This is a genomic window from Sulfobacillus thermosulfidooxidans DSM 9293 (assembly GCF_900176145.1).
GTDB classification, from domain to species: Bacteria; Bacillota; Sulfobacillia; order Sulfobacillales; family Sulfobacillaceae; genus Sulfobacillus; species Sulfobacillus thermosulfidooxidans.
In genome coordinates this window covers 1,721,343-1,747,738 of the sequence record NZ_FWWY01000001.1, presented here as the reverse complement: position 1 = coordinate 1,747,738, position 26,396 = coordinate 1,721,343, and the positions used below count along the sequence as shown (strand labels likewise).

Here is a 26,396-nt window from a genome sequence, read left to right as displayed (position 1 = left end):
TTACGGCTTACGCTCTTTGGATTCCTTTTGATGTGGGTTCCAAGGCAAAGCGGCTTCATAAGCCCGCGTTTCCCAATACCATGGAGGCCATAACCGCGGTTCTACCTGATAATGATCGAAAAAGGTCGTCAACAAAGCCATCAATCCCCCGCTCCGAGGGGGATCTTTGGCGAGGATCAACGACGTTGTGCGGGCCAACGGCGGCAAATTCTTCACCCGGATGGTCTCCAAGCTGCCATTGGCCAGATCCTCGGCGACTACTGATTCCGGTACAAACGCCACTCCAAGGCCCACTTTGACCATGCTTTTCACCAAATCGTGACTATTAAATTCCATCAGGACATGAGGAATAATCCCATGTTGTTCGAGGACCCCGTCCATGAAGGCCCGAAATCGCGATGGGGTTTGATAGGAAATAAACTCCATATGAGACAACTCTTCTAAATCAAGTTCACGGGGCAGTTTTTTCGCTTTCTCAGGACTCACAACCAGACGCACCGGATCTTGAAACAGCGGGACCGAATCCACCTGGGGATGGACAATTGGCACCGTCACAAGACCGACGGCAACATCCTGACGAATGACTTTGTCTAAGGTATCTTGAATTTCCCCGATGTGTACGCGTACCCTAAGACTCGGAAAATTCCGTGTAAAAATGGCCAGCACTTTCGGCAATGAAAACACCGCAATGGTCGAGACGGCCCCTAGATCAATTTCTCCCTGGCCTGGTCGTTCAATTTCAGCAATGGCTTCATACGTTTGGTCAACCAAGGCTAAAATCCGCTTGGCATAATGATATAATACCTCACCACTTGGGGTCAGACGCAGTCTACGACCTTGCCGGATGACGAGGCGGGTTTGAAAGCTCTCTTCCAATGCAGCTAATTGCTTGGTCACTGCAGGCTGGGTTAACGATAATTGTTCAGCAGCCCGGGTTAAGCTTCCTGCATCAATAATCCGCACAAATGTTTTGAGATGGGACAAAATCATGCGCGACGCCTCTCTTTATTTATCCTCGTCATTGTACTCCAAGCGATTTTGATATTCCATTGGGTTATGTCTAGGATAAATATTTTTCATTTTCAAACTTTTTGCATCAGGTCTACAGTAAAGACAGCGCCAAATTCGTTCGACGCACTTATGCGAGGAGGCATTTATTATGTTGGCTTGGAAGATCGGTGGAGATCAAGGCGAAGGCATTGATTCCACGGGAGACATCGTCATCCACGTCGCTAATCACTTGGGCTATTATGTCTACGGCTATAAATCTTTTTCATCCCGGATCAAAGGCGGTCACACTAATTACAAAGTGCGCATTGCCAATCAACCTATCCATGCAACTACTAAGAGAACGGATATCTTAATTGCCTTAAATCAAGAAACCATCAATCTCAATCACCATGAGCTGGACGGGGGGATTATCCTGGCTGACAGCGCGTTTTCTCCCTATTTACCCGACGACTCCAAGGCGTTTTTAGTCCCATTAGCCATGAGTCAAATGGCAAAGGATCAGGGCTCATTATTAATGCGGAATATGATTGCTGTTGGCGCTTCAGCAGCCCTTCTGGGACTTCCTTTAGATGCATTTGGCCAATATATCGTAAAGCGTTTTGCGAAAAAGGGAGAAAGTATCATAAACGCTAACAAGCGGGCGCTATCGATGGGCTATGAGGCTATTATGGCACAATTTGACCAAATTCCCGCGCCTCCCGCTTTAGGCATTCCCGTGCCGGGTGACCGTATTGTCCTCACGGGCAATGATGCCACGGCTCTTGGAGCACTGGCTGCTGGATGCCGGATTATGTGCGGTTACCCGATCACTCCGGCAACCGATATTATGGAAGCACTCGCTAAATATTTTCCGATGGTCGGCGGCGTGGTCATGCAGATGGAAGACGAGCTCGCTTCGATCACAGCGGCCATTGGGGCTGGATTTGCTGGAGCCCGGGCCATGACGGCCACTTCAGGACCAGGCTTATCGTTAATGCAAGAAGCTATTGGGCTTGCCGCCATGACCGAGACTCCCGTCGTGATTGTGGATACCCAAAGAGCCGGTCCCAGCACCGGAATGCCCACCAAACAAGAACAGTCTGACTTGTTGGCTTTGATTTATGGGGGGCATGGGGAAGCTCCACGGATTGTCATTACCCCATCGTCGGTTGAAGAAGCCTTTGAAGATGCCTATGAGGCCTTCAATCTCGCCGATCACTTTCAAACCCCTGTCATCATTGCCACGGATCTCTCTTTAGCCTTGTGGCAACAAACAGTAGAACGTCAAGCCGTCGACGGGTCTCATGTCCCCATTGACCGAGGCGCCATTTATTCCGCCCAAGACCTAAGTACCGTGGCGAATTCCTTTAGGCGCTATGCCTTTACCCTCGACGATATTTCTCCCAGAACCCTGCCTGGGATGTCTCACGGACAATACTTAGCGACAGGCGTGGAACATGGACAAAACGGAAAAGTATCGGAGGATCCTATTAATCGCCAACACATGATGGACAAACGACTCAACAAAGTTCTCCAAATTCATCAGCTCAGAACGCCTGTGCGTTATGACGGTCCAGAAGATGCCGATGTCGTCTTACTAGCCATTGGATCAACCGTCGGCATCAATAAAGAGGCGAAAGAGATATTGGCAAAATCCGGGGTGCGTGCGGCAGTCGCGTGGTTACGAACCCTTTCACCCTTTCCCAAAGATCAGTGCCAAAGATTCTTCGCCAAAGCGCGCCACATTCTGGTGGTCGAACAAAATGCCACCGGCCAAGTGGCCCATCTCCTCAAGGGCGCGGGTTTATTTGATGGTCGCTACCACTCACTGTTGAAATATGATGGTGTGCCTTTCTTACCGGAAGAAGTTGCACAAGAAACCCAAAACTTATTAGCCCAACTCGAGGTGAATCATTAATGGCCACATTACAGGATTTTAAGACGCAGGAAAAATCATGGTGGTGTCCAGGCTGTGGCGATTTCGGCGTACTGGCTGCATTGGAAAAAGCCTTAGTAGAGGTGGGCGCTGATCCTTCGACAACAGCCATTATTGCGGGCATTGGATGTTCCGGTAAAATCGGCAATTATATCAATTCCTACAATCTGCACGTGACGCATGGACGCACCCTGCCCTCTGCTATGGGGGTCAAATTGGCCAATCGCGACTTAACGGTCTTGGCCGTCGGCGGCGATGGCGATGCTTATGCTATCGGGATGGGACATTTTATGCATGCCTTAAGGCGCAATGTCAATATCACCTACATCGTGATGGATAATCACGTCTATGGTTTGACCAAAGGACAAACGTCGCCGACATCCGAAATAGGGTTTCACACCAAAACCTCGCCCGATGGAAGCATTGATACGCCGGTACACCCTCTAATGTTGGCTGTCGCTGGTGGTGCTACCTATGTTGCGCAGGGATTTTCCAGCTGGCAACCCCAGTTAACGCATTTAATTGTCGAAGGCATTAAACATCCGGGTTTTGCGATGATTAATGTCATCTCGCCCTGTGTGACCTATAACCGGGTGAATACTTATGAGTGGTATAAGAAAACTTTAGTCAACTTAGATGAGGATCCCAGTTATCGTCCCACATCTCGGGCGATCGCCTTAGCCCGTCTTGAAGAGACAGATGAACTGGTTACCGGTCTCATCTATCAAGAACCTTCTGTGCCCTATGAAGACCAGATTCCGGGTTTTTCAAAACAACCCATTGTGAATCAAAATTGGCATGTCGATGCGGCATTATGGAATCAAATCCTTGAGCATTTCGAGTAAAGCAGTTAGGACCATTTGGTCACCATCAGGAGATCCTAATGGTCCTAACTCCCTCCCGGCTTTCCCGTCATAATACAATTAGACCGCCAGGGGAGGGAACACATCATGAATTTCAATGAAGCACCACACATCATTACCTGGGAATTAACCCGGGCTTGCCAATTACATTGCCGTCACTGCCGGGCCCGAGCAATTCCACGCCGTGACTTTCGCGAGTTGACGTTGCCCCAAATTGAGAATGTTTTAGATGATATCGCCAGTATGCGTCCTAAGCCCATGATTATTTTCACGGGAGGAGACCCGCTCGAACGTGACGATTTATCCGATATTATAAAAGCTGCTGTTAGCCGCAAAATCCGCACGGCGATCGCCCCCAGTGTGACGCCTTCGTTAACCCCACAAATTATCAAAATTTGGAAAACCCTTGGAGTCCAAGCAGTTTCCATTAGTCTAGATGGCGCCACCCAAGCAGTACATGACCGCTTTAGAGGCGTGTTAGGGACCTTTGCACGGAGTGTAGAAATCGCCGAAGCCGTCGTCAATCAAGGTATGGATCTTCAAATCAACACCTCAGTTTCACCCTTTACGCTACAAGATCTGCCCAAAATGGGTCGCCTGGTGCAAATCCTGAAAGCCAAAAGCTGGGAAGTCTTTTTTGTCATTCCTACCGGACGAGCCCGCTTATCAGAAAGTCTGGATGCTAAGCACATTGAATCCTCACTGGAATGGCTAAGAGATTATGCAAAAGACGTGTCATTTCGGGTAACAGCCGTCGGAGCGCCGCAATTTTCTCGGGTCATGGCTAGACCTTTAAATCAAAGTCCCACCATTCGCGAAGCGCAAGGATTTGCCTTTATCAGTCATTATGGAGATGTGTTCCCATCCGGTTACTTACCCGTATCGGCTGGCAATGTTAAGCGTCAGCGTTTTAGTGAAATCTACCGGGAATCCCCTTTGTTCTGTGATTTGCGCAATCCCGACAAATTAGAAGGGCGTTGTGGTCAATGTGCTTATCGTGCTATTTGTGGCGGTTCCCGGGCAAGAGCCTACGCCGTAACGGGAAATTATTTAGCTGAAGATCCCGGTTGCCCCGGAACAGAACTCGCACAGTCGATGCAAACCGTATAATAAGAGATAAACGGAAAAACAAGGAGCGAGAGTTATGCAACTCAGACCAACATTGATATGGGATTTAACGCAGGTAGAGATGAAGACCCCATGGCAACTTGCCGATGCCTTCCATATCATTTCCGAGTTGCGACGCATTGATCACGCTCTTTTGTGGGTCATCGTCAAAGACCCTTGTCCCATGTATCATGAATTAGGCACTGTGCTTGATTATGCTTTGAGCCACGGTTCTGATGAATCGCCGCTAGAAATCATATTGCAATGGCGGGAATCACCTGGCGAAGATAGCCACTGGATGCACTTTATATCGAAGCCGGTCACGATCCTGGTTGATGAAGAGCTGCCTCTAAAAGGTCATGCTCAGGTGTTGCATGCGGTTCCCAGTCAATTGGCCTGTGAACAGGAAGTGAACACATTCTGGGTGCAAAACGCCAAGAGTGACGAAAAGAATGAGATTCTTTGTCATTTTGCGGAAAACAAGGTAGTCCGTATCGATTTAGCGCACACCCCCGTTGTCGAAGCGAATGGTATCGTGCATCCGGCATTACAGGCAATGGATATTCGGATGGGAGATATTCGTCTGCGCTCACTGACCGATATCTTATCCCGTCCTAGTGAGTCCGCGGCCTGGAATTATTTGCCCGCTCAGCTTGCGTTGCCGCGCACCCCATGTCATATTTTGAAAATGCCTTTTAACGCGACCAGGGGAAATCATGCCTGGATTCATGAGGCCATTTATCCGTTAGTACAAGTCAACTATGAAAGATTATTAGAGCAATCGGCGCTTACCGTTCGTTTATTATATGCGCTACAATGTTCTGATGATGTGATTGCGCAAATTTTCGAACCGGAAATACCCGATTTAGAACATATTCTCCGGTTGATTGCGGATAAAGGGTCTCGGAGTACACGGTTACTACGCTTTGCCGAGGACAGTGCAGATTGGGAGCAAAATTATAATCTGGGGGCATTTCTTCTCTTCATTACTGGTCAAGAACCCTTTGTACCCCGGTGGATTTATGATCCTGAATCTCATGGCGGAATCATTCAAGCTCAGTGGTTGCACCAATTAGTCAAACCGTGGAACGATGGGACAGCATTAATGACCGATGAAGGTGTCAGCCGCTACCTTGAACAAATTAATCACTGGCTGGAACAACAACATCTCGATGCGTTTGGCATTTGGACTTTACCGTTATGGTTATCCATCATGGACGCGAGCGGACATGTTCACCCTGCTGAAACCATTGAAGAGCATTTTGCGTCAATCCTTAATATTGTATGGCCCTATGATCTCATCGTGTCTCAAGAATAGCTTAAACAAGACATCTTCGGTAGTCGACATCTTTTGGTGCTTGACTTTGAGAGGTGGATGACTTCTTGTCCGTCATGGATTTACACCTTGACAACTGCCATGTTCAGTATGCCTAATACGGCCGCTACGCTTAAAACCAGAAATCCCCAAGCGGGCTGGTGTAACGTCCACAGAGCGCCTATCACGAGAGTTCCTACAAGTTGACTCAGTCCTTTAAGCCCGGCAATTTGTCCAAGCCCCATCCCGCGTACATGAGGCGATAAAATAGCCACTGTCAGGGTCTTCTGTCCGGTTTCAATAAGGCCTGTGGCTAGACCGGAAAAGATAAACAAGACAGGCCAGAACAGTAGAGGCAAAAGGTGAAAATCTGCAAATCCTAAAAGACTCAGGGTCCACAAAATATAACCCGTAACCGTAGCCAATTTTGGATGCCCGTGATCAGCCATTAATCCGGCTGGATAGGACGAAGCGGCATAAAAAATATTATGAATCGTGTAAAGAGCAAACCCTATTACATCGGTAGAAAAAGGCAGACCGTGAGGATGGGCCAGTAGTACACGCAAGATAAAGAAGGTTGGCGCCGCTTGGCTAAACCAAAACACAATGACTGCGCGGCGGAAAATCCGGTACTGTTCGGGCCATGAAATCGCTTCGCCCGGTTTTGAAGGAGATGATTCCAAGGACGTTTCCTTGGTGAATTCTACTCGTTTAGGCTCCCGAATAAATAACATGATCACGAGGATTGTCAGTACCGCTGGAATCGCACTCAAGGCAATGAGCGTTCGCGAAGAAATCATCGCGATAAGCAGGGTTGCCGCTAAAGGACCTAAGATCGCACCCAGTGTATCAAATGTTTCACGAAAACCATAGGCCTTGCCGCGGTCACTAGACGGCACTTCATCGGCAATCATAGTATCTCGAATCGGACCTCTGGCTCCCCGACCAATCCACGCCAACGTTCTCAGCAGCACAATCCATGGCCAATAACTGACCAACGCAATTAACGCTTTAATTCCAGTTAGAATATAGCCAACGACGACAATGGACCGTCTTGACTCCGTATTATTCGCCCATTTTCCTCCTAACAAAGAGAGGCATTTGCGCTGTCTTGAAACCGTAGAGGGGCGCGGGATTCGCAGAGGCTCATAAAGAATTTCCCCCATTCATGGACGGAGGAATGCGGCTTTTCGGTTCCCGGTCGGCCGCCGGCGGCCGATTTGACCCCACCCGCGGCACACCGTGCCGCGATCCCCGAAACCCGCAAAACCCTAAGAAAAACGGGCCGAGCTCTGGTAAAATTGAAGTACCAACCACAATTTTCCGAAAGGAGCTCTCCCGTATGGCTATCATACCACAACTTTCTCTCTTTTCGTGGCAAGATCTCGAAGAATTAGGCGACCTCGAACGCCTCGTGCTCGTCCTCGAGACGGTCCCGGATGAAACCCTCATGGCCCACCTGGAAGCCGCCCGTGGGCATGGGCGGAATGCGTACCCGGTCCGGGCGATGTGGAATTCGGTGTTGGCCGGGGTGGTTTTCCGAGAATGCCCCATTTTTCGTGGAAATTGAAACTAGCGATCCTGATGGCTCTCTGGTTTACTAGAGAGGTCTGAACCCATCTTGAGGAGGAATCGCTAGTGACTACCAGTATAAAGAAAAAATCGCTTCCCGAACAGTCGGTGACGGTGCCGTGGGTGGACATCCTCCAGGATGCCGAAGACGGGTTATTGGCGCTGTCGATCCGGGTCGGATTGCAGGTTTTGCAACAGATGATGGCGGCCGAGGTGGAGCAGTTGGCAGGGCCTAAAGGCCGTCATGATCCGCAACGCCAAGCGGTCCGACACGGGACCGAAGTCGGCAGCGTCTTTTTGGGGGATCGCAAAATCTCCGTTCCGCACCCCCGGGTGCGGGCCGCTGATGGCTCGGAGGAAATTCCGTTAGACACCTACCATCAGTTTCAGGACCCGACGCTGGCGACACAAGCCGTACTGGAACGCATGCTGTATGGCTTAGCGAGCCGCCAACAGCGCCATGCCGATGCAGCCTTTGAAGCCGCGATGGAGCAGCCAGGCCCCAGCAAAAGCACGGTGAGCCGCCGCTTTATCCAAGCCACCCAACAGGCCCTTGACCGCTTTCTCCAGCGCCGGTTGGATGACCGGACGTGGGTGGTGGTGATGATCGATGGTTTGCGTGTAGCGGACCATCTGGTGGTGGGCGCCTTAGGGATTGATGCGGACGGTCACAAGCGTGTCTTGGGATTGGTCGAAGGGGCGACAGAAAATCATACCGTAGTCATGGCCTTATTGCAGGATCTCATCACTCGCGGCCTGACGGCCGCGCAGGGATTACTCGTGGTCATCGATGGGGCCAAGGCCTTAGCCAAAGCCGTGCACGACGTCTGGGGAGACCAAGTCCTCATCCAACGCTGCCAAATCCACAAGCAACGGAATGTGCTCGACCACCTGCCGAAATCGGCCGAAAATCGGGTCCGCCAGCGCTTACGGAAAGCGTATCAAGAACCGGATGCGGACAGGGCCGCGCAGGCATTAGAAGCGCTCGCGAAAGAGCTCGAATGGGATCATCCCGGCGCCGCTGGGAGTCTCCGGGAAGGACTGGCGGAAACGTTAACCGTCCATCGATTGGGCCTGCCGGGCCTCTTACGCCAAACGTTGGCGAACACCAATGCCATGGAATCCATCAACAGTCAATTTCGGACCCATGCGCAAAATGTCAAACATTGGACCAATGGGCAACAAGTCTTACGCTGGTTGGCGTCGGCGAGCTTTTTTATCGAAGACACGTTGACGCGGATCCCCGGCTATCGCGAGATTCCCGTGTTGCAAACGGCCTTAAAAGCCACGTGTTCCAAAACGCCGGAACAAAAAACCGAGACAAATCGGTTAAATCACGAGAAAGGATGCGCTAGCGAAATTCCACGAAGCTTGGGACAACCTCTGGTTTTCCAACACCCCAGCATCGAGAGCCTTCGCCGAGAACTGGCCCGCAATGCGCAACTGCGCATGCTGTGCGGGTTCCGCAACGCGGCCGTCCCGCCCGCGTCGGCCTACACCCGATTTCTGCATCGTCTGATGGCCGAACAGGATACCGTGGACGGGATGTTTGAGCAGCTGGTGGATGACCTCGCCGCCGTGCTCCCGAATTTCGGTCAGCGCTTGGCCATGGACAGCAAGGGTATCTCGTCGCGGGCCGTGCGGCCCGCCAAAAACCCCACCGCCGATGGGCGCCGGGACGTCGATGCCGATTTGGACGGAAGGAATACCGCGGTGTGCATGAGGACGGGACTACCTGGACCAAAGTGGTCAAGTGGTTCGGGTATAAGCTGCACCTGGTGGTGGATTCGACGTACGAATTGCCGGTGGCGTGGGAGGTGACGAAAGCGTCGGTGTCCGATGTGACCCGGGCGATGCCCATGTTGGATCATCTGCACCATCGCCACGGGGTGCTGCTGTCCCGTGCCGTCCTTTTAACGGCCGACCGGGGCTATGATGATACCAAATTGATCGCCGCCTGCTGGGATAGCTACCAGATTAAGCCGGTGATCGATATCCGGAATATGTGGCGGGACCCGGATGCCACGCGAGTGCTACCGGGCCATTCGACGGTGACCTACAATTATCGTGGCGACGTCTTTTGTCAGGATCCGGTCACGGGTCAGGTTCACACCATGAGTAACGGCGGATTCGAAGTCAGGCGCCAACGTCTCAAAAAGCGGTGCCCCGCCCGCTTTGCGGGCGTGTCCTGCCGGGGTCAAGACACCTGCCCCGTCGTCCAGGGCCTGCGCATTCCCTTACAGACCGATCGGCGGATTTTTACGCCCATGGACCGGGCCAGTTATCAATGGAAGCGCGAGTATGCCCATCGCACGGCGGTGGAACGGGTGAACAGTCGGTTGGATGTGTCGTTCGGGTTGGAACTCCATACCATTCGGGGGCTAAAGAAAATGCAACTCCGCTGCGGGTTGGCCCTCATCGTGATGTTGGCGATGGCGCTCGGGCGGATACGGCAACGGCAACCGGAGCGGATGCGCCGCCTCGTGGGGTCGTGAACCCCACCCCCATTCATCGAAATCCCGGAACGGCCCGTCGGGCCGCTGCTTCGGCGTCGATTCATCCTGTTCCGCCATAATTGAGGCCCATTCACCCTCTGGGATCTGCGTGACAAACGGCTGTGGAGTCGCCGCAGATTGACTGAAATCGGCTACAGCGGAAAAAACTCAAAGAGGATAGGGATTGACTAAAATTAGAGATCCCTTCAATCACTGCAAGAGCAAAAACGGGTGCTCCGATTGTCAACAAAAACGCCGGCAACACCGTCGTGACTAATTCATGTCCCATATCCGAAAACAAAGAAGCTAGGGAAAATCCCCAAACATTACGGGTACGCCAGGATGCTAATGCCAATCCTTCTTTTGCAAATCCTTCTTTGTCAGCATCGTGATGTTCCATTCATCATCCCTCCGCATTGCTGTCTTCTCGCCACTTTCTTAGCTCCATCTAGAAAACTGGTCGTTCTTACCACCACCATGACTCTATGATGTGTGAGGGCGTTCACGTAAAGAATCAAGGGCGGGCGGTGCGCTTGATGATTCCTGGGACACGGCAGAATCTGACCAATAGGCTAAAACCTGACGCCAGACTAATAATGTGTCGCGGTCCTGAGGGTGCAAATAATCTGCTTGGGCCGCCTTGTGAACTGGGTCTAACCAAGCCTTCCATCGTTCTTGTTCCAAAGTCCATAATTTTTGCCGCACATCACGAGAAATATCCGACCTGATCACCAGATGCTTAAAATGCGACCAACATAACGCAATGTGTTCATCTCCTGTTCTGACCCGTTGTATAACTAATGGTGTATAACGCTGGATGACTTCATCTTCTACAACACATGCTGGGCACTTTTCAGGTTTCGCGTACGGGAATGACATGTCACAAAGATGACTTAAGACGTCGTAAACAATAATCGATCCGCCTAAGGGATCACCATAAGTCGCCAGTTGCGTCACATGGCGTGGACAAAATCCCCACGCTTGGCGAATTATCTGTCGCAGCTCAAAATCATTCACCATTTCATAAAACAGCATATCAAAATATTTATCTAAGGCATGCACCTGGGCCTGACAAATCACACACTGTTGGGAAGAAAACGCTTCGACGGTAGACGCCTCATTATCCTCAGGCGATAACCCCGTGACTTCCTCAGGTCTTTGAGATTTGCGGTGAAATTGATTCCACTGGGCTTTTATCCACTGCACAAGTGTCATTTTGGATATAGACTCTCATCCTCCGGGCCTAAACCCACGATGAGGACAAGGTCTCGCTCCCTTCCCACACAGATTGGAATGATGACGAAAAAAATAACACCAACACATAAGTACATTACTTATGTTGAAGGTGTTATTAGCGAAGTAGCGTCCGCGATTTGGGCCTTAAAGCCACGGTCAACACCATGACCTGTTAACCACATTGTGCCATGATATGACCCAGATGGTCAATCTGTAGTGATCAGTTAGAAAAAATGCGTGACTCTGTTATTTTGAAGACAAGCTGCCGTACAAACCAAAAAGCCGTTGGTTCTAGGATATGGGAAGACTACCGTTTTTATTCCCTTGTCAAATTTTTTAATGGTCTAAGGCAACAAGTCTTCACCTTAACAACTTCAAAAGACATTTTCGAAGGGAAGTTGGTCCTAAGAAATTCTGGAAAAAGATGTGCGGACAACAAGGGAATTCGAATCGAGAAAAAAAGACATTTGGAATAAAGGTTTAGACCTCCTCCCGTTTCAAGCTTTTTGGGGGGAGGAGGTCTAAACTCTTTACGTCAAATTTATTTCACGGGTACCGTCGTTTGCCACTTCAATCCACTTACATCTTCCACGGTCACAACGGCCTGACTTTGGCCTTGCAATTTAGCTTGGGCCGACGGACTCAAAGGCAATTGAATCGTGGCTTCTGCGGACAAGGGTACGACAAATCCCCATGGCCCTTCTGACACTTTTTGAAAGAAGTATTTATTGTGAATGGCTGAAGGATTCACCGCCGCCAATTGTTTCGGTCCCCAGATTTCCGCTGGTGTCGATTCCGTCGTACCTTGCACCGTAACTTCAACCACAAAGTTGCCGTAGGTGTCTGGGCCATTGGGACGATACACTTCTAAGTTTAAAGTATGAGGGCTCACTGTCGTTCCCGTTAACACCAGTTTCGGCGCTTTGTTGTAATTCACCAATTTGCCCCACAAGCCATGGTGTTCAAATTGGTATGCCCACAAGGTCAAAAACATGGCGACAATTAACATGCCAATGCTTTGTTTTTTCAGTACCGCCGCTTTGGCGGGCTGCCGTGACTCTCGCTCAACTTGCATGACCTGATTCCTCCTCGTATAAAGAAATTGATTCTGCTACCCTGAGGCTTTATCTTGAGGCCTGCCTCGCGGCCAGCAGCAATCGGCATTCGGGATGATCAGGCTTGCCAGATCGGGTTTCGTCGGCGATGCTCGAAGAAGATCGGGACGATTCAAGACTGCATTCCTCCTGCCGGATTGACGGCTTCGAAAGTCTGTGAGTCGGCGACGCCGCTTCGTCACAGTTAACGCGCGGGATGCCGCTCCCCCCGTGGAGACCCGTGGCACCGGTCTATCGCACACCGCGGGTGGCGATGACGGCTTATAAGCGAGGTTGCGGCGAAGGCGTCGGCGCGTCGGCGAAATCCCGTTCCCGATGCATTCCTCCGCGAAGGGAGGTGAAATCCCATGGATAGCGTGTTGTACGTCGGTATTGACACCAGTCTCGGGGCTCACGTCGTCTGCGCGATGGCGGCGGATGGCCAGGTCGTCGCGCGGACGACCGTCCCCAACGATCAGGCGGGGGCCGAGCAATTCGTCGCCTGGCTGCACCCCCACGCCGCGCCGTACGCGCGGCTGGCCATTGGCGTCGAGGCCACGTCCGTGTACCATGTGCCGCTGATGGAATGGCTGACGCAAACCCCCGACTTGCAGCGGTGGCAACCCACCTGGTACGTCCTCAATCCGAAAGTCGTCCAGAAATTCCGAGAGACCTATGTGGATCGGGGCAAAACCGACCGAGCGGATGCCGCCCTGATTGCGGATGTCATGCGGTTTGGGCGCGTCACGCCCTGGACCCCGCCGGATCCGCGCTATGCGGCGTTGCAGGTCTTGACCCGCCATCGTCGGCAGCTGAGCCACCTCATCACCCAAGAAAAAAATCGCGCGTTGGTGCAATTGTTTTGTGTCTGGGGGCAGTATGCCCATACGGAGGAGCCGTTTTTCTCGAACGTCTTTGGGGTAGCGTCGCAAACCGTGTTGGAACGCTACACGCCCGATACGCTGGCAGCCATCCCGCTGGCGGATCTGGTGGCGGAAATCGCGGCGGCCGGTCGCCAACGGCTGAAAGCGCCCGATGACATTGCGCAGACCTTGCACCGCTTGGCGCGGCGCGCCTTTCGGTTGCATCCGGACGAGCAGGACGCGCGGCACCAAAGCTTGGTCCTGCATTTGGACACCATCCGGGCCTTGGAACATCAACAACAGGCGCTGGACAAAGTGATTGCCCGTGACATGCAGGCGTTTCGCCAAACCCTGACCACGATTCCGGGGATTGGTCCGGTCTATGGCGCGGGCCTCTTGGCCGAAATCGGTCCCATCGAACGATTTCCGTCGGAAAATGCCTTGGCCAAATATGCGGGGCTGACCTGGCGCCCGCATCAATCGGGGAATTTTGATGCCGACATCCGTCCGCTGACGCGGACGGGGAACGTCTATTTGCGGTACTACTTCATCGAAGCGGCGGAGAGGGTCCGGGTGCGGGACCCGCAGTTCAAAGCCTTTTACGAGAAGAAGTACCACGAAGCCACGCACCACGCGCATAAGCGGGCGTTGGTCTTGACGGCACGCAAGTTGGTCGGCGTGGTCTACGGGATGCTGACCCGGGGCCAAATCTACGACGAAAGGAAGTTGATGCCGCACTAAAGGGATTGACAACTGATTTGCCATTATCTACCACCTCCTTTTAGGCAGGTTTATGTTGCCCTGGCCCTGTTCGTCGTTGTCCTAAGCTGATCGGTTCTTGACATTTAACCGCGGGACTTTATCGATCTCAAAACACGAGACAGCGATTTCGACTGATTCCCATTGTTCGATTTTTAATTAGGTCAAGTGAATATCTAATTTGCCAAGGCGGACATGACCGTCCCAGTATTTGTGAATCCAGTGATCCACACTAAAGCTGCCGGCACCAATAAAGAGGAAGATCATAGCGCCAATTCCTTCGACCGTCCCAATTTGAAACTCGTCGATACATGCCGTTCCAAGCCACCCGTTACCAAATAACATACCGAATGATAGTAACGTGCCACCTAAAGCGGCCAACCGGGTCATGGTACCTGTTAAAAGAAAGAGACCCACCGTAAATTCAATCCATGTAAACGTGATTAAAAACGCCCAGGCCAAATGGGGATGTAACAAGAGCCATTGCATCATGGCCCGAATCGGCGGTAAAGCGTGCGGCATCATGGTGCTAAACTTGTGGGCAATATTACTTTTGGCATACCAATCTAATTTCGCTGGTGCGTTAATGTACCGGCGAGCCCACGCCGATAAGAACTGAAATCCTAAAATAAAACGCAAAGGCCACAAATAAGATACGGGTATCCAGTTGGTTTCTACTGGGTCTTTCGCAACAATCGTATCAGTCGGAGCTTGCGTTTGTACCATCTTAATCACTCCTTATTTCAGCGCCAAAATTATTCAATAAAGGTAAACCTAGAATCAAAAATTGACAGTAAATTTGGAACTATTTTTATTTTACACTAATTACTTCCATTCTTTTGCTATTTTGGCAAATCCCTCTCATAAAAAAAGAGCACTCTACTTTATTCTTTAAAGCCAAACATACAATGATCTGCTGCACCCTATGCAGCAGTATTAAAACAGTTGTAATAATAAGAGCACATCAACATCGTTGACGTCATTTAAGATAATGCGATTTTGATCAGTTCCCAAGAGCAACAAAGGATAATCTTTGTTCCGAAAGGATGCGGGAAATTCAAGATTTTAGTGGATGCCAAAGAACAAGTGAGAAAGAATGAGGATAAACACAGGACCATGGGATATTCTGCTTAATGGAGAATAACTTATAAGTATTATAAGATTTTCTTGCAATCAATAGAAATCTATTCTATGATGACATTGAGGTGAGAAGATGTTTGGCCATTACTTAAGGGTTCAAGAAGTTGCCATGTTACTTGGCGTTTCGCCGGCGACTGTCCGCTGGTATGCGAATCAATATCATTTACCCAGCTACCGCATCGGACAAGGACAAATTCACCACCGCCGGTTTAAGTATGACGATGTTCAACGTCTCGCTCTCAAATTAGGAAAGGCTCTTCCGCCCGAACCCCAGTGGGACGCTACCCTGCCGTTCTCACTTCAAGACGCGGCCTTGTATTTGGGCCTCTCCGTTAAATTCTTGATGACTGGCGGATATGTTAAAGCAGGCGAGCAAATCACACGCGAACGTTTGGAACATCTCGAAGCGGCCATATACCACCTCGACACCGATCATCCCGATCAGAACGGCGATGGTACTCTTGTCAATATCGCAAAGGAGGAAGAGATACCCATGATGATGAACAAAATGGGATGTCAGCACAGGGGGAATCACGGTATGCATGCCATGGGAGGGGCGATGGGACGTCGTCCGGGAATGATGTCCAATCCCTTTTATGATCCCGAAGACTTGCTTAGTCTAAAGAGCATGAAACGTCACCTAGAAGCACAGAAAGCTGACATTGAAGACCGGATTGCAGAGATTGAGAAACTCATTGCATCGCACCCGGACAACGAGCAACCCCAATAACAAATCTCATTCCCATTCGACTATCGAAAAGCCACAACGAGCTTCCCGCCTGACAAGTAGGTTTACGCTATTTCCTCAGGCGGGATCGCCTTCTCAACACGTGGGACTTTAAGCCACCACCCAAGAAAAGCTAATGCGATAGGCAAAATCATCGCCCATCCCACAAAAATCAAGGCAAGAGCACTGATCAGCGCCCCGAGCAATGCCAATAGCCGTGCTGAGAATCCCGGCAACAAGCGCCATGCGGCTAACATCGCCACCAGGTAAAGTACAATGAAAACAGCCGACGGCCACGCGATCAATTGGGCCAGGGAGGTATGAAACACCAACACACTACCTAGGACCACCGCATCGGGCAGCAGCAGCGCAGCAAACACCCGCGCGGGCGTTCGTCTTATGGGATGCAAATGAGCAAAAAAGCGAGGTAAATCACCCGTCCGAGCTTGCGCATAAACGAGCCGGGAAAAGCCAGCAATATAGGTATGCATCGTTCCATAGGTGATTAAGAGCGCAATCACCGCGGTAATAATAGCTCCCACCCTCCCCAGTTCCATACCAATGAGCACGGATAACCCCGCTCCATGGGATTGCATGTGGTAAGCCATAGTGCCAATACTCACCGAAGATACTGCCAGATATAAAATGCCCACGACAGCCACAGCAACCATCAAGGCTCTTGGAATATCACGCACGGGATTTATGAATTCTTCCGATAAATGGCCGATCATTTCCCAGCCGACAAATGCCCAATAAAGTAGCGCCACCGATTCTCCAACAGGCCACCACCCATGCGGCAAAAAAGGCACGAACGCCCGCGCGCTCACATGCGGCAGGGCACTAAGCACCGCAATTAATAGAAGGCCACTAATAGCGACTACTACAGCCGTAGCCGCCCAACCGGAAAATTGAATACCAAAATAATTGACCAAAAGGGCCGTCGCTAATAGTCCTGCGGCCACAAACACCACATCAGCGGGCGACCAGTGACATAATGCTCCTAAATATCCTGCGCCAATCAACGCTGCAGCCGGAGCGGCCACAGGCACTGTGCCCAAATAAAGAATTCCTACGATTTTTCCGGCTTTCGGTCCAAATGCTAAACGAGCATAACTGGCGATGCCGCCCGCATCGGGACGGTAGATAGCCAGCTTTCCAAATGTTTTGGCCATGGGAATTGCCATCAAGGTCATAACAAGCCATGCGATGATTGCTGCCGGCCCCGCCAACTGAGCGGTTAAGGTTGGTAGAATAAGAATCCCAGATCCCAATACTCCGGCAATGGTCATGCCCGCGCCTTCTCGCCATGTCAATACGCGTCTTAGGGTCGTCATGCGTTTTGCTCCAATCGTGAACGGATTTCTCGCAATGTGCCTTCGGTAAAAGTCCGGTCATCCACGATCACCGGTGCGTCAGGCTTAAATGCTTTCAGTATTTCTGCCACTTTGGTGGCCGCTACGATAAGCGGCACGTCCTCAAGCAGCCTGGGCAATGTTTGGGGTTCCTCTAACGATGCTTCAACCACATTAATATCGTCGAATCCGGCTTGATGAATCATGTCACGCAGCCGATGTGTTCCTTCCCAATTGACACAAGCAATGCCAACTCTGTCTCCTTGAGAAAGGTTTTGTAACGCCTTAATGGTCTCTAAATGGGCGCTAAGAAGGCCTGGAATCACCGCATTAGACCGTCCTGGGAGGGCTTGTTGTACCTCTTCAACATGTTGAAACGTGGTAACAAACAGGGCGAATTGATTCAAATCCGTTTTATTCCACCGCGCCAAAGCCTCTAAAACAATAGGTTCAACATCAACGTCGAGCGCACGCGCCAAATCTTCGGCTAATAACGTGGTTTGTTCCGATGTACACTCAATGACGGCCAGCCGAACCCGCGGCTTTTCTTTGGCATGTTCGCGCATTGCCCGCGGTAATAAAGCTTGGGCAAATAACACAGGATCTTCACCCAAGTCCCGAATACGCTCCAAGGTTTCTTTAATCAGCTGCTCCATTTCGTGTGACAGAGGCTTTTTTGCAGGCGGATGAACAAAAAATCCCTTACCGCTGTGGCTCGATACATACCCTAATTCTTCGAGGGCGGCATAGACCTTGACCACGGTGTTTCGGTGAATCCTTAACACAGCCGCCAACTCCCGCACACTAGGGAGCCTTTCGCCATCTTGCCAACAGCCATCTTCGATGGCGGCCTTCAATTGACGAAACAATTGATCATGAATCGGCCATTCCCATTTAGGATTTACAAAAACATCCATTCATCTGTACCTCTGTTCTATATTTGTAGTACAGTTTACCAACAAATCACCCATCTGCCAAGAAGATTTCCAGGATTCGGATGAATTTAACTATTGTCAAGTTTTGCTGACTTAGAGAGAATAAAACCGTAATCATCCAGTTCATCAGAAAGACCAGTTAACCCGTCAAAAGGAGCAATTCCGCGTGGCACTAAGTATTGATATCCCAGGCCTCGGCCTCAGAGAATATGATCATGTCGTTTTTGATTTAAATGGCACGTTGGCCACCGATGGTCGCATTAGTGAAACGATGGCACTGAGTTTGCAAGATCTTAACAAGCTGATTCACGTTCACATTCTGACTGCTGGTACCCATGGCCAAATTGATACCATCCGCCGGATAACGGGCATTGCTCCGGTTCTCATCCAAGTCGCTGAAGATAAAACGCAGTACGTCAAAAAACTACAACGGGTTATAGCCGTAGGAAATGGAGCCAATGACACCGAGATGCTCCAAGCCGCCGATTTGGCGATTTGTGTCATTGGCTTTGAAGGGGCCTTTACCAAGACATTGCTGGCATCAGATATTGTTGTCCGTAAAGGACAAGACGCCATTGATCTCTTGCTCAAACCCAACCGATTAAAGGCGACTTTGCGCCTTTAATCGGCTAGTTTTGGGTCATCTGTGTCCAATTCTCTCCCAGTAACTGGGCCACGGTTTCTAAAACCTCCTGTTCTGGTTCGTGAAACCGGTCAAACTCTGGGGAATCCACATCTAGGACTCCAACCATTTGCTGAGCTGAGTGGATAGGAACGACAATTTCGGACCGGGACTGGCTATCGCAGGCAATGTGGCCGGGAAATTCTAAGACATTAGGCACCACAATCGTCTGGTGGAGCTTGGCACACTGTCCGACCACACCTTGTCCGACAGCAATGCGGGTACACGCCACCAACCCTTGGAAAGGGCCTAAAACCAGAGAGTCTGTCCCTGGAATTAAGAGGTAAAACCCCACCCAGTTTATCTGGGAGAGATATTGATTGAGCAGGGCTGAAATATTTGCGAGGGTCGCAATACGGTTTCTTTCGCCTTCAATAATCGAACGCGCAAACGTTTTGACGTCGTCGATTGTGGCTCCTTGTTGCAGCATGTTTTCGAATTCCATTGATCCGCTCCTTGATGCATATGCCGTTTATTTTATCATATTGGCGTCATGGCGGATCTTGTCGCAATTCGATACAATGGATTTAACTATATGCTGGAATCGGGGAGGCTCATTCGTGGATCGCCTGCCACTTATTGTTCAGTCGGATCGCACCTTACTACTTGAAGTGAATAACCCCTTATTTGAGGAAGCCCGCGATAGCCTTGTCGGTTTTGCCGAGCTCGTGAAAAGTCCAGAACATGTCCATACCTATCGCATTAGCTCGTTGTCATTATGGAACGCCGTGGCCTCAGGTTTAAGTCCTGAAGACATGCTCAGCCGTTTAACCCGCTATGCGCAATATCCAGTGCCGACAGAAGTTCAGCAGTTCATCGAAGATCAAGGACGGCGCTACGGCAAACTACGGTTAGAAGTGGCCCCAGATGGCCACGGATTATGGCTCACCAGCGATGATCCGTGGCTACTGACTCAGATCAAACATCATAAAAATGTGGATCCATTTCTCGGTGAAGAGCTAAAGCCCGGTTACCGGATCGACCCCGCTCACCGGGGGCTCTTAAAACAAGCACTGGCCAAAGCGGGGTGGCCTGCTGATGACCGGGCGGGCTATACCCCCGGTTCGCCTTTGGCATTCTCCTTACGCGAACAGGATAAGCGGGGTCAAGATTTTCGGCTCCGGCCCTATCAAATTGACGCAGTTCAATCGTTCTGGGGTGATGGTGCTGTGGACCGGGGAAGTGGCGTCATTGTCCTTCCCTGTGGAGCGGGAAAGACATTAGTGGGACTTGGTGTTATGGAAAAAGTCAGGGCCCATACTTTGATTTTGACAACATCAGTCGCCTCTTTACACCAATGGCGTGATGAATTGCTCGACAAAACGTCGCTTAGCCCAGAGGACATTGGTGAATATTCCTCACGGACCAAATCCATCAAACCGGTTACGCTAACGACCTATCAATTGTTAAGCCACCGCCAAAAAGGCGAATACGTTCATTTTTACCGCTTAGATGATCATGACTGGGGTCTTATCATTTATGATGAAGTCCATCTATTGCCTGCGCCCGTTTTTCGCTTAACAGCCAGTTTGCAAGCCAGAAGACGCCTCGGTCTGACGGCAACCCTCATTCGCGAAGACGGCCGCGCTGATGATGTGTTTTCCCTCATAGGTCCCAAACGCTTTGACATGCCTTGGAAAGATCTCGAACAACAAGGGTGGATTGCAGAAGCCTCATGTCGCGAAATCCGGGTGTGTATGCCCGAATCGTGGCGCGAACGCTATGCCATGGCTGAAGACAACGAACGCGCTCGCATTGCGGCCTCCAATCCTGCCAAAATTGGCACAATCCATGAGTTACTCGCTGATCACGAAGGCGACCACATCTTGATAATTGGTCAATACCTCGACCAGTTGGAACAAATTCGGCAAGAAATTCATGCCCCCATGATTACGGGACAAACGCCTGTGGCTGAACGGGAAAAATTATATCAACAATTTCGGGACGGCGAAATTCCCGTCCTCATTGTCTCCAAAGTCGCCAACTTTGCCATTGATCTGCCTGACGCCAATGTCGCCATTCAGGTTTCCGGAGCTTTTGGTTCACGACAGGAAGAGGCCCAACGCTTAGGCCGTATTTTACGGCCGAAAAAGGATGGAGGACCCGCAACTTTTTACACAATCGTCTCAGAAGACACCAAAGAACAAGATTTTGCGCAAAAACGCCAACTCTTTTTGTGCGAACAAGGCTACCGCTATGAAATCGCCCATGCCGATGAAAAGGGAGCGCCCCGCGAACAATCTGCTCCTATTATCCGCTTTCCAGGAGGGAATTCGTGAGCACATACTATTCCTTATCATTAGTTTTGGATAGTTTAGGACCAGAACCTTTATGGCATATGACCGCCTTTGGTCAATATTCCAGGGAATTCGTCTGGGAAACTTTATTAGATCCTGAGCGCATCTCCCAGGTTATTGGGACCTTAAATAAAAAAGAAGGACAAAACTTATTACAATTTCTTGTCGAAGATTTAGCCGGATATCATCCCCTGTCTGCACTTCACCGCGATGAGAAACTTATCGAGAAGTTAAATCAGGGCTTCCTTCTGTTTACCCTAACAGATGGCTACGTCAGACCAGTTATTCCTTTTGACTTTTATCCGGCGATTTTAGATAGCTTGTTAATAGACCGTCCCTTAGCCTTAACGAGTCCGGTAAAAACACCTCGGTCTCCTTTAACCAACGGTTTTGAAGCGATTTTGCCTCTCTTTCACCTGCTCAGCCAAGCCCGAAAAGAACCATTGCCAATCACCACCAACGGCCAAATCTATCGCCGCACCCTGGTCAAAATGAAAAAAATATTGCCCGCCTCCATTTCTGATGACACGATCGATGAGGCTATGCGAGTCGGTTTCTATTATCATCTACTGCAACGGGGACCAGAGCGAACCATAGAAGCTTCGTTAGATGTCGAAGATTTTTTTGCCCATGGATTGTCAGAAATTTTGAGTCGATATCTTCAATTTGCACTGGAACACGGCACACCTTTTCAACTCATCACCATAGCTCTCGCCGCGTTATTAGCTCCCGACGAATGGCTTGATACGGAAGTCTTGCTAAAATGGGCAAAAGGTCAAAGACTTCCCGGTGCCTTTGATCTCTACAGTCTTTCCTATTTTCTAGACCATTTGGTTCAATTGGGCATATGGGAAAAACATAATAAATTCTTAGGACGGTTAACGAATCCTTACTATTTTGGCTGGATTCGTCATGAATTCGAGCCTCTCAGTGATCAAACGTTGGTCATTGAACCCACCGGGGAGGTTCTTGTGCCGCCCAACACGTCGCTATCGACTTTATGGGACTTGGATGGCATGGCCGAGATCAAAAAATATGACCAAATGCGCGTTTATCATATTAATCGGCATAGTATCACCACCGCCGTTTTAGATGGTTGGGATCCTGACACCTATTTACAGCGGTTACAAGACATGTCACGCGTACCGATTCCTAGCAATTTAGAACATAATATTCGTGATTGGTTTCGCCAACTCACCCGCCACAGTGTCATTCACGCCACCATTCTTCACAGTGCCACTGCCGAGGATTCCTATAATGCCGAACGGATTTTAGGTCCATTGATCATAAAACGCCTCTCTCCCACCGAACTAATTGTAAATCGGGCCGATCTGAAAGGGATAACACAAGCGTTGGACAAATCGGGAATTCCGCTTATCCCGATTGTTCATGAATTAGATGCTAACCGAGAAACAAAAATGAACGCGTACACGTCATATGATTATTATTATGAGGATGATGCATTTGATAGTCGCCGCCGTAGCGTCCAACAAGGAAATCCTTTAGGGCTTAGTCGAAAGATTCGTAACTTGGTTGGCACGGGCAAAATGGTCAGGATCCGATACCGCCCAGCAGGAAAAAATGCGCCAGAAGTTATCCGCTTACGCCCCATTCACATTGATCCTATTGCGCTAGACGGGGTCCTCGATAATAATCAGGTCTTAACCTTGTATTTGAACCAAATCGACAGCTATGAGGTTGAGACATCATGATCATTCAATCGCGTTGGCGGGTACGTCCTCGCTTCTTTGTTTTTCTCATGACCCTCATAGCGATCCTCATCTGGATCATTTTTGGACATGCTGGCTTTTCACACACGCCGAATACCTCTCAGGCAAGACCAAATCTTCAGGCGGTGCACAGGGCCTCTTTGCCCGTAAGATGCCTCACCCATTATCCGGCGTTCGCTTTGCCTTTTCCGCTGAAGAATATACAAGGCATTACCGTAGGCAATAACATTTTGGTAGCAGGAACTTCACAAGACAATTCCCATCCCCAAGGTGTATCCTACGCCATAAGCCCTGGCGGCTTAGTACAAGGTCCCTCTTTGTCTTTACCCCCCGGGGGTGCGCTACTGAACTCCCAAAATATGATATGGTGGGCCGGGGGAAGTCCCCATAACACACCGAGCACAACTGCTATCAACGTACAAAGTCATCAAACTTTATCCCATTTTTTGCCAGTTGCTTTAAGCAATGCTGGGGTAGCGGTCACTTCTCGCGCGAGCTTTCTCGTTGGCGGCAATAGCCATGGCGGTTTTTCAGCGCGAATCTATGAGCTCTCTTCCGCAAATGGAACCATCCAAAATTGGGGATTATTACCTCAAGCGGTCAAAGATCCGACAGTCCAAGTGGGAAACAATATGCTCGTTGTCGCGGGAGGCATTTTACCGAACGGGTCTATGAACTCATCGGTGTGGATTTACCAGCTGTCCTCGCATCACTTGATCAACACCTTACAATTGCCGTATGGCATCTCGGGTGCGCAAATGGTCTATCTACAGCATCATTTTTGGCTATTAGGCGGAGAAACCAGCCCCCATCACCTTTTATCCACTATTTGGGTGATCACCTCCCATTCCCTAATCCTGACTACCGCTCATTTGCCTACCGCCCTCACCCAATTCGCAGCAGGCATCATGAATCACCAAATTTGGATTATTGGCGGGGTAACACCTGGGGGTCCGACTGCGACCATCAGAGTTCTGAAGCTAATAGTGAGTGCGCCTCATCCTCAGGCATCCTCTTAGAGTGTGGGCCTTAACCTTGAACGAGAGGAAAATTATGGGATATAGGCCAGGAAAAGGTAGAAGGTTGCCATCCTGCCATGCCCATTTTCAACACATAACTGTGGTAACCGAGCAAGCGCAAAATCGTATTGGCTTGAGCGGCGGTTTGCAGCGTTTGGGACACCAAGACGACTTTCATCTTCGGATGAATCAGATTCAGATGTTGACCAAGGGCTGCAAAAGGGATATTGATACTACCAGCAATATGGCCCCTACGAAATTCCTCAGTACTTCGTAAGTCAATCACTTCCGGCGCATGGGCACTGTGTAACGCCGCGTACAAAGTTCCCGAATCAATGGTCCAGGGATATCCATAGCCTAGAGGATAGGGATGATAGAGGCGGGTGAATATCGTACTCACAGCGCGCACAAGGCTCCTGGGCAAACGATCGGACCCAGCTTTTGGGGAACTTGTGCTCTCGAGCCCCTTAACATTCCCTGTCATAGTCGGCCAATTGACTGGGGCGTTGTGGAGCCAACCCGCCATATTTTGATTCCAAGTACCAATGCCGCCTCGCAAATTCCACGCGTGAAAACCAAAGAGTCGCAGAATGACTGTGACCAGATTCGCTCCATCACCGTCATAACACATTACGACAATAGGTTCGTGCCATAAGGGAGACGTTGGCGATGCATGCACCAGCTCCATGAGTTCAGGTCCAAAACTTTGCAGGGGAATGTTTCGAGCTCCCACAATGTGTCCTTGCCGAAATCCTTCCGGGCCGTTTGTTTGCCGCACGTCTAATAGCAGCAAGAGCTGATGGCGCTTTCGACTTTGAGCCATTAACGACTTAAGAGCCGACGCATTAAGTTGATAGCTATGATGAATGGCCGCATCACGAAAATAGTGCTCTAATCTCTTTTTCCAGGGACCATTCACCCCATAGGGGCTGTCCGGACCAATTGCAGGATGCGAAACGGGCCGAACAATCCCCATCACGCTAACACTTCCAAGAAAACTTAGCACACCGATCCAGAAAATCGTTTTAGACCGCTTCAATAACGGCCGCAATCCCCTGGCCTCCTCCAATACACAGCGATAACAATCCAAATTGTTGTTGGCGATGATGTAATTCCAATGCCAAAGTCAAAAGTAACCGGGCCCCTGACGCACCCACGGGGTGGCCTAGCGCAATGGCCCCACCATTGACATTCGTTTTCTCGCGGTCGAGATGCAGTTCTTTTTCCACCGCCAGATATTGCGAGGCAAAGGCTTCATTAATTTCTACAAGGCCTACATCCTCGATATCCAATCCCGCATTGTCTAAGGCAATCCGTGAAGCGGGGACAGGCCCAATCCCCATTATTCGGGGATCCACACCGGCAATGCCATAACTCACAAGTCGGGCTAAAGGCTTTAAACCATGGGCGGCCACAAAATCGCCTGTTGCCAGAACCACCATTGCACTGCCGTCGTTAATTCCTGACGAATTGCCAGCGGTCACTGTCCCCGGATTCTTAAAAGCCGGTCTTAGATGCGCTAACGTTTCGACGTTGGTCTCGGGACGAATATGTTCATCGTGTAAAACCATTTCAGTTTTCCCTTTTATTACAACCGGTACACCTATAATTTCTTCTTCAAAACGTCCAGAACTTCGGGCCTTGGCTGCGCGCTGATGACTTAAGGCCGCATAGGCATCTTGTTCTTCGCGAGAAATGTGGTATTTTTCCGCCAAATTTTCTGCTGTCATGCCCATACCGAGCCCACAGCCCATGTCCGTCAACACATCAAAAAGGCCGTCCGTCAGTTCCGGAGGGCCGTCCTTGATGCCAAAACGGTTGTTACGTAAATGAAAAGGGGCTTGACTCATATTTTCCGTTCCGCCCGCAAGCGCGACATGTCCCTCTCCTAACAACAAGGACTGGGCAGCCGAAATAGCGGCCTGAAGGCCCGAACCGCACAAGCGGTTCACCGTTAAGGCTGGTGCACTCTGTGGCACCTTCGCATTTAATGCAATGTGCCTAGCGGTATAAGCCGCATCTTTACTCGAAGGTATCACATTCCCAATCACCGCAAAATCTATCGCTTCGGGCATAAGACCCACTTTAGCTATAGCCGCCTCAGCGGCAATCCGCCCTAATTCTGTTGAGTCGATCTTGTGCAATGCTCCCCCATAGGTGCCAAAAGGTGTCCTTTGCCCCCCCAAGAGATAAATTTCTGTGGACCGTGATACTAACATGTATTCAACCCCCTAAGTCTTGACCATCAAGACAATCTGGTTTTCTTTTTGCTGGCCTCATGATA

The 26,396-nt window shown here is 50.2% G+C and carries 23 protein-coding genes and 1 pseudogene; 13 read left to right on the top strand and 11 right to left on the bottom strand.

Going from position 1 to position 26,396, the window contains the following annotated elements; all coding sequences use genetic code 11:
* Positions 1-990 (bottom strand): LysR family transcriptional regulator, encoded by a 990-nt coding sequence (locus tag B8987_RS08755; RefSeq protein ID WP_020375725.1) that lies wholly within the window; start codon positions 988-990, stop codon positions 1-3.
* Positions 991-1,159: 169 nt separating this feature from the next.
* On the opposite strand from B8987_RS08755, the gene B8987_RS08750 reads away from it, so the two are divergent.
* The 4 genes from B8987_RS08750 (at position 1,160) to B8987_RS08735 (ending at position 6,214) form a co-directional block, all read left to right on the top strand.
* Complete coding sequence (locus tag B8987_RS08750) at positions 1,160-2,908, top strand: 2-oxoacid:acceptor oxidoreductase subunit alpha (protein WP_084661274.1); 1,749 nt, start codon at positions 1,160-1,162, stop codon at positions 2,906-2,908.
* Positions 2,908-3,771 carry a 2-oxoacid:ferredoxin oxidoreductase subunit beta gene (locus B8987_RS08745; protein ID WP_028963378.1) on the top strand — a complete coding sequence of 288 codons (864 nt, stop codon included), beginning with the start codon at positions 2,908-2,910 and terminating at the stop codon, positions 3,769-3,771. The genes B8987_RS08750 and B8987_RS08745 overlap by 1 nt, the downstream gene beginning before the upstream one ends.
* A gap of 105 nt (positions 3,772-3,876) precedes the next feature.
* A complete protein-coding gene (locus B8987_RS08740) occupies positions 3,877-4,899 on the top strand; it encodes a radical SAM protein (protein WP_020375722.1) in 1,023 nt (340 codons plus the stop codon).
* 34 nt (positions 4,900-4,933) lie between these two features.
* Complete coding sequence (locus tag B8987_RS08735; RefSeq protein ID WP_028963380.1) at positions 4,934-6,214, top strand: hypothetical protein; 1,281 nt, start codon at positions 4,934-4,936, stop codon at positions 6,212-6,214.
* An 80-nt stretch (positions 6,215-6,294) separates the two neighbouring features.
* On the opposite strand, the gene B8987_RS08730 is transcribed toward B8987_RS08735, so the two are convergent.
* On the bottom strand, positions 6,295-7,302 hold the full coding sequence (locus tag B8987_RS08730) for an MFS transporter (protein WP_176213201.1): 1,008 nt from the start codon (positions 7,300-7,302) through the stop codon (positions 6,295-6,297).
* Positions 7,303-7,553: 251 nt separating this feature from the next.
* Between B8987_RS08730 and B8987_RS08720 the strand changes: the two genes are divergently transcribed.
* The 3 genes and pseudogenes from B8987_RS08720 (at position 7,554) to B8987_RS19990 (ending at position 10,278) form a co-directional block, all read left to right on the top strand.
* Positions 7,554-7,781, top strand: a complete 228-nt coding sequence (locus B8987_RS08720; RefSeq protein WP_084661272.1) for a hypothetical protein — start codon at positions 7,554-7,556, stop codon at positions 7,779-7,781.
* A 68-nt stretch (positions 7,782-7,849) separates the two neighbouring features.
* A pseudogene (locus B8987_RS08715) lies at positions 7,850-9,103 on the top strand (IS256 family transposase); the annotation flags it as partial.
* A 395-nt stretch (positions 9,104-9,498) separates the two neighbouring features.
* On the top strand, positions 9,499-10,278 hold the full coding sequence (locus B8987_RS19990) for a transposase (RefSeq protein WP_242823947.1): 780 nt from the start codon (positions 9,499-9,501) through the stop codon (positions 10,276-10,278).
* A gap of 91 nt (positions 10,279-10,369) precedes the next feature.
* Here the strand turns inward: B8987_RS19990 and B8987_RS08705 are convergent, their stop codons facing one another.
* The 3 genes from B8987_RS08705 to B8987_RS08695 all read right to left on the bottom strand — a co-directional run bounded on the left by B8987_RS08705 (position 10,370) and on the right by B8987_RS08695 (position 12,589).
* Entirely contained in the window at positions 10,370-10,678 is a 309-nt protein-coding gene (locus tag B8987_RS08705; RefSeq protein ID WP_084661271.1) for a hypothetical protein, read from the bottom strand.
* An 83-nt stretch (positions 10,679-10,761) separates the two neighbouring features.
* On the bottom strand, positions 10,762-11,493 hold the full coding sequence (locus B8987_RS08700; protein WP_020375718.1) for a DUF6062 family protein: 732 nt from the start codon (positions 11,491-11,493) through the stop codon (positions 10,762-10,764).
* A gap of 562 nt (positions 11,494-12,055) precedes the next feature.
* A complete protein-coding gene (locus tag B8987_RS08695) occupies positions 12,056-12,589 on the bottom strand; it encodes a TQO small subunit DoxA domain-containing protein (protein ID WP_020375714.1) in 534 nt (177 codons plus the stop codon).
* A 387-nt stretch (positions 12,590-12,976) separates the two neighbouring features.
* Between B8987_RS08695 and B8987_RS08690 the strand changes: the two genes are divergently transcribed.
* Positions 12,977-14,212 carry an IS110 family RNA-guided transposase gene (locus B8987_RS08690; protein WP_084661229.1) on the top strand — a complete coding sequence of 412 codons (1,236 nt, stop codon included), beginning with the start codon at positions 12,977-12,979 and terminating at the stop codon, positions 14,210-14,212.
* A gap of 177 nt (positions 14,213-14,389) precedes the next feature.
* On the opposite strand, the gene B8987_RS08685 is transcribed toward B8987_RS08690, so the two are convergent.
* Positions 14,390-14,956: a TQO small subunit DoxD gene (locus tag B8987_RS08685; protein WP_139793508.1), complete on the bottom strand. Its 567-nt coding sequence runs from the start codon at positions 14,954-14,956 to the stop codon at positions 14,390-14,392.
* Positions 14,957-15,443: 487 nt separating this feature from the next.
* Between B8987_RS08685 and B8987_RS08680 the strand changes: the two genes are divergently transcribed.
* On the top strand, positions 15,444-16,100 hold the full coding sequence (locus B8987_RS08680) for a helix-turn-helix domain-containing protein (RefSeq protein ID WP_020375711.1): 657 nt from the start codon (positions 15,444-15,446) through the stop codon (positions 16,098-16,100).
* A gap of 62 nt (positions 16,101-16,162) precedes the next feature.
* Here the strand turns inward: B8987_RS08680 and B8987_RS08675 are convergent, their stop codons facing one another.
* Together B8987_RS08675 and B8987_RS08670 are read right to left on the bottom strand one after the other, a co-directional pair.
* Complete coding sequence (locus B8987_RS08675; protein WP_020375710.1) at positions 16,163-17,431, bottom strand: amino acid permease; 1,269 nt, start codon at positions 17,429-17,431, stop codon at positions 16,163-16,165.
* Positions 17,428-18,366: a GntR family transcriptional regulator gene (locus B8987_RS08670; RefSeq protein ID WP_020375709.1), complete on the bottom strand. Its 939-nt coding sequence runs from the start codon at positions 18,364-18,366 to the stop codon at positions 17,428-17,430. The genes B8987_RS08675 and B8987_RS08670 overlap by 4 nt, the downstream gene beginning before the upstream one ends.
* A 184-nt stretch (positions 18,367-18,550) precedes the next feature.
* On the opposite strand from B8987_RS08670, the gene B8987_RS08665 reads away from it, so the two are divergent.
* Positions 18,551-19,009, top strand: coding sequence for an HAD hydrolase family protein (locus B8987_RS08665; RefSeq protein WP_020375708.1), 459 nt, complete (start codon positions 18,551-18,553; stop codon positions 19,007-19,009).
* 4 nt (positions 19,010-19,013) lie between these two features.
* Here B8987_RS08665 and B8987_RS08660 read toward each other — a convergent pair whose 3' ends face one another.
* Complete coding sequence (locus tag B8987_RS08660) at positions 19,014-19,511, bottom strand: GAF domain-containing protein (RefSeq protein ID WP_020375707.1); 498 nt, start codon at positions 19,509-19,511, stop codon at positions 19,014-19,016.
* Between the two features lie 115 nt (positions 19,512-19,626).
* On the opposite strand from B8987_RS08660, the gene B8987_RS08655 reads away from it, so the two are divergent.
* From B8987_RS08655 to B8987_RS08645, 3 genes are read left to right on the top strand one after another with little or no spacing between them, the layout of a single operon-like run.
* Positions 19,627-21,345: a DNA repair helicase XPB gene (locus B8987_RS08655; protein ID WP_020375706.1), complete on the top strand. Its 1,719-nt coding sequence runs from the start codon at positions 19,627-19,629 to the stop codon at positions 21,343-21,345.
* Positions 21,342-23,075, top strand: coding sequence for a helicase-associated domain-containing protein (locus B8987_RS08650; protein WP_020375705.1), 1,734 nt, complete (start codon positions 21,342-21,344; stop codon positions 23,073-23,075). Before B8987_RS08655 ends, B8987_RS08650 begins: the two co-directional genes overlap by 4 nt.
* On the top strand, positions 23,072-24,112 hold the full coding sequence (locus tag B8987_RS08645; protein ID WP_020375704.1) for a Kelch repeat-containing protein: 1,041 nt from the start codon (positions 23,072-23,074) through the stop codon (positions 24,110-24,112). Before B8987_RS08650 ends, B8987_RS08645 begins: the two co-directional genes overlap by 4 nt.
* 10 nt (positions 24,113-24,122) lie before the next feature.
* Here B8987_RS08645 and B8987_RS08640 read toward each other — a convergent pair whose 3' ends face one another.
* Both B8987_RS08640 and B8987_RS08635 read right to left on the bottom strand, forming a co-directional pair.
* Complete coding sequence (locus B8987_RS08640) at positions 24,123-25,163, bottom strand: rhodanese-like domain-containing protein (RefSeq protein ID WP_020375703.1); 1,041 nt, start codon at positions 25,161-25,163, stop codon at positions 24,123-24,125.
* Entirely contained in the window at positions 25,138-26,331 is a 1,194-nt protein-coding gene (locus tag B8987_RS08635) for a thiolase family protein (RefSeq protein ID WP_020375702.1), read from the bottom strand. The genes B8987_RS08640 and B8987_RS08635 overlap by 26 nt, the downstream gene beginning before the upstream one ends.
* Positions 26,332-26,396: the final 65 nt, after the last annotated feature.

Excerpts from the sequence above, each read along its gene's own strand:
- B8987_RS08755 (WP_020375725.1), bottom strand. The coding sequence starts at position 990 with ATGATTTTGTCCCATCTCAAAACATTTGTGCGGATTATTGATGCAGGA.
- B8987_RS08750 (WP_084661274.1), top strand. The coding sequence starts at position 1,160 with ATGTTGGCTTGGAAGATCGGTGGAGATCAAGGCGAAGGCATTGATTCC.
- B8987_RS08745 (WP_028963378.1), top strand. The coding sequence starts at position 2,908 with ATGGCCACATTACAGGATTTTAAGACGCAGGAAAAATCATGGTGGTGT.
- B8987_RS08740 (WP_020375722.1), top strand. The coding sequence starts at position 3,877 with ATGAATTTCAATGAAGCACCACACATCATTACCTGGGAATTAACCCGG.
- B8987_RS08735 (WP_028963380.1), top strand. The coding sequence starts at position 4,934 with ATGCAACTCAGACCAACATTGATATGGGATTTAACGCAGGTAGAGATG.
- B8987_RS08720 (WP_084661272.1), top strand. The coding sequence starts at position 7,554 with ATGGCTATCATACCACAACTTTCTCTCTTTTCGTGGCAAGATCTCGAA.
- B8987_RS08705 (WP_084661271.1), bottom strand. The coding sequence starts at position 10,678 with ATGGAACATCACGATGCTGACAAAGAAGGATTTGCAAAAGAAGGATTG.
- B8987_RS08700 (WP_020375718.1), bottom strand. The coding sequence starts at position 11,493 with ATGACACTTGTGCAGTGGATAAAAGCCCAGTGGAATCAATTTCACCGC.
- B8987_RS08695 (WP_020375714.1), bottom strand. The coding sequence starts at position 12,589 with ATGCAAGTTGAGCGAGAGTCACGGCAGCCCGCCAAAGCGGCGGTACTG.
- B8987_RS08690 (WP_084661229.1), top strand. The coding sequence starts at position 12,977 with ATGGATAGCGTGTTGTACGTCGGTATTGACACCAGTCTCGGGGCTCAC.
- B8987_RS08685 (WP_139793508.1), bottom strand. The coding sequence starts at position 14,956 with ATGGTACAAACGCAAGCTCCGACTGATACGATTGTTGCGAAAGACCCA.
- B8987_RS08680 (WP_020375711.1), top strand. The coding sequence starts at position 15,444 with ATGTTTGGCCATTACTTAAGGGTTCAAGAAGTTGCCATGTTACTTGGC.
- B8987_RS08675 (WP_020375710.1), bottom strand. The coding sequence starts at position 17,431 with ATGACGACCCTAAGACGCGTATTGACATGGCGAGAAGGCGCGGGCATG.
- B8987_RS08670 (WP_020375709.1), bottom strand. The coding sequence starts at position 18,366 with ATGGATGTTTTTGTAAATCCTAAATGGGAATGGCCGATTCATGATCAA.
- B8987_RS08660 (WP_020375707.1), bottom strand. The coding sequence starts at position 19,511 with ATGGAATTCGAAAACATGCTGCAACAAGGAGCCACAATCGACGACGTC.
- B8987_RS08645 (WP_020375704.1), top strand. The coding sequence starts at position 23,072 with ATGATCATTCAATCGCGTTGGCGGGTACGTCCTCGCTTCTTTGTTTTT.
- B8987_RS08635 (WP_020375702.1), bottom strand. The coding sequence starts at position 26,331 with ATGTTAGTATCACGGTCCACAGAAATTTATCTCTTGGGGGGGCAAAGG.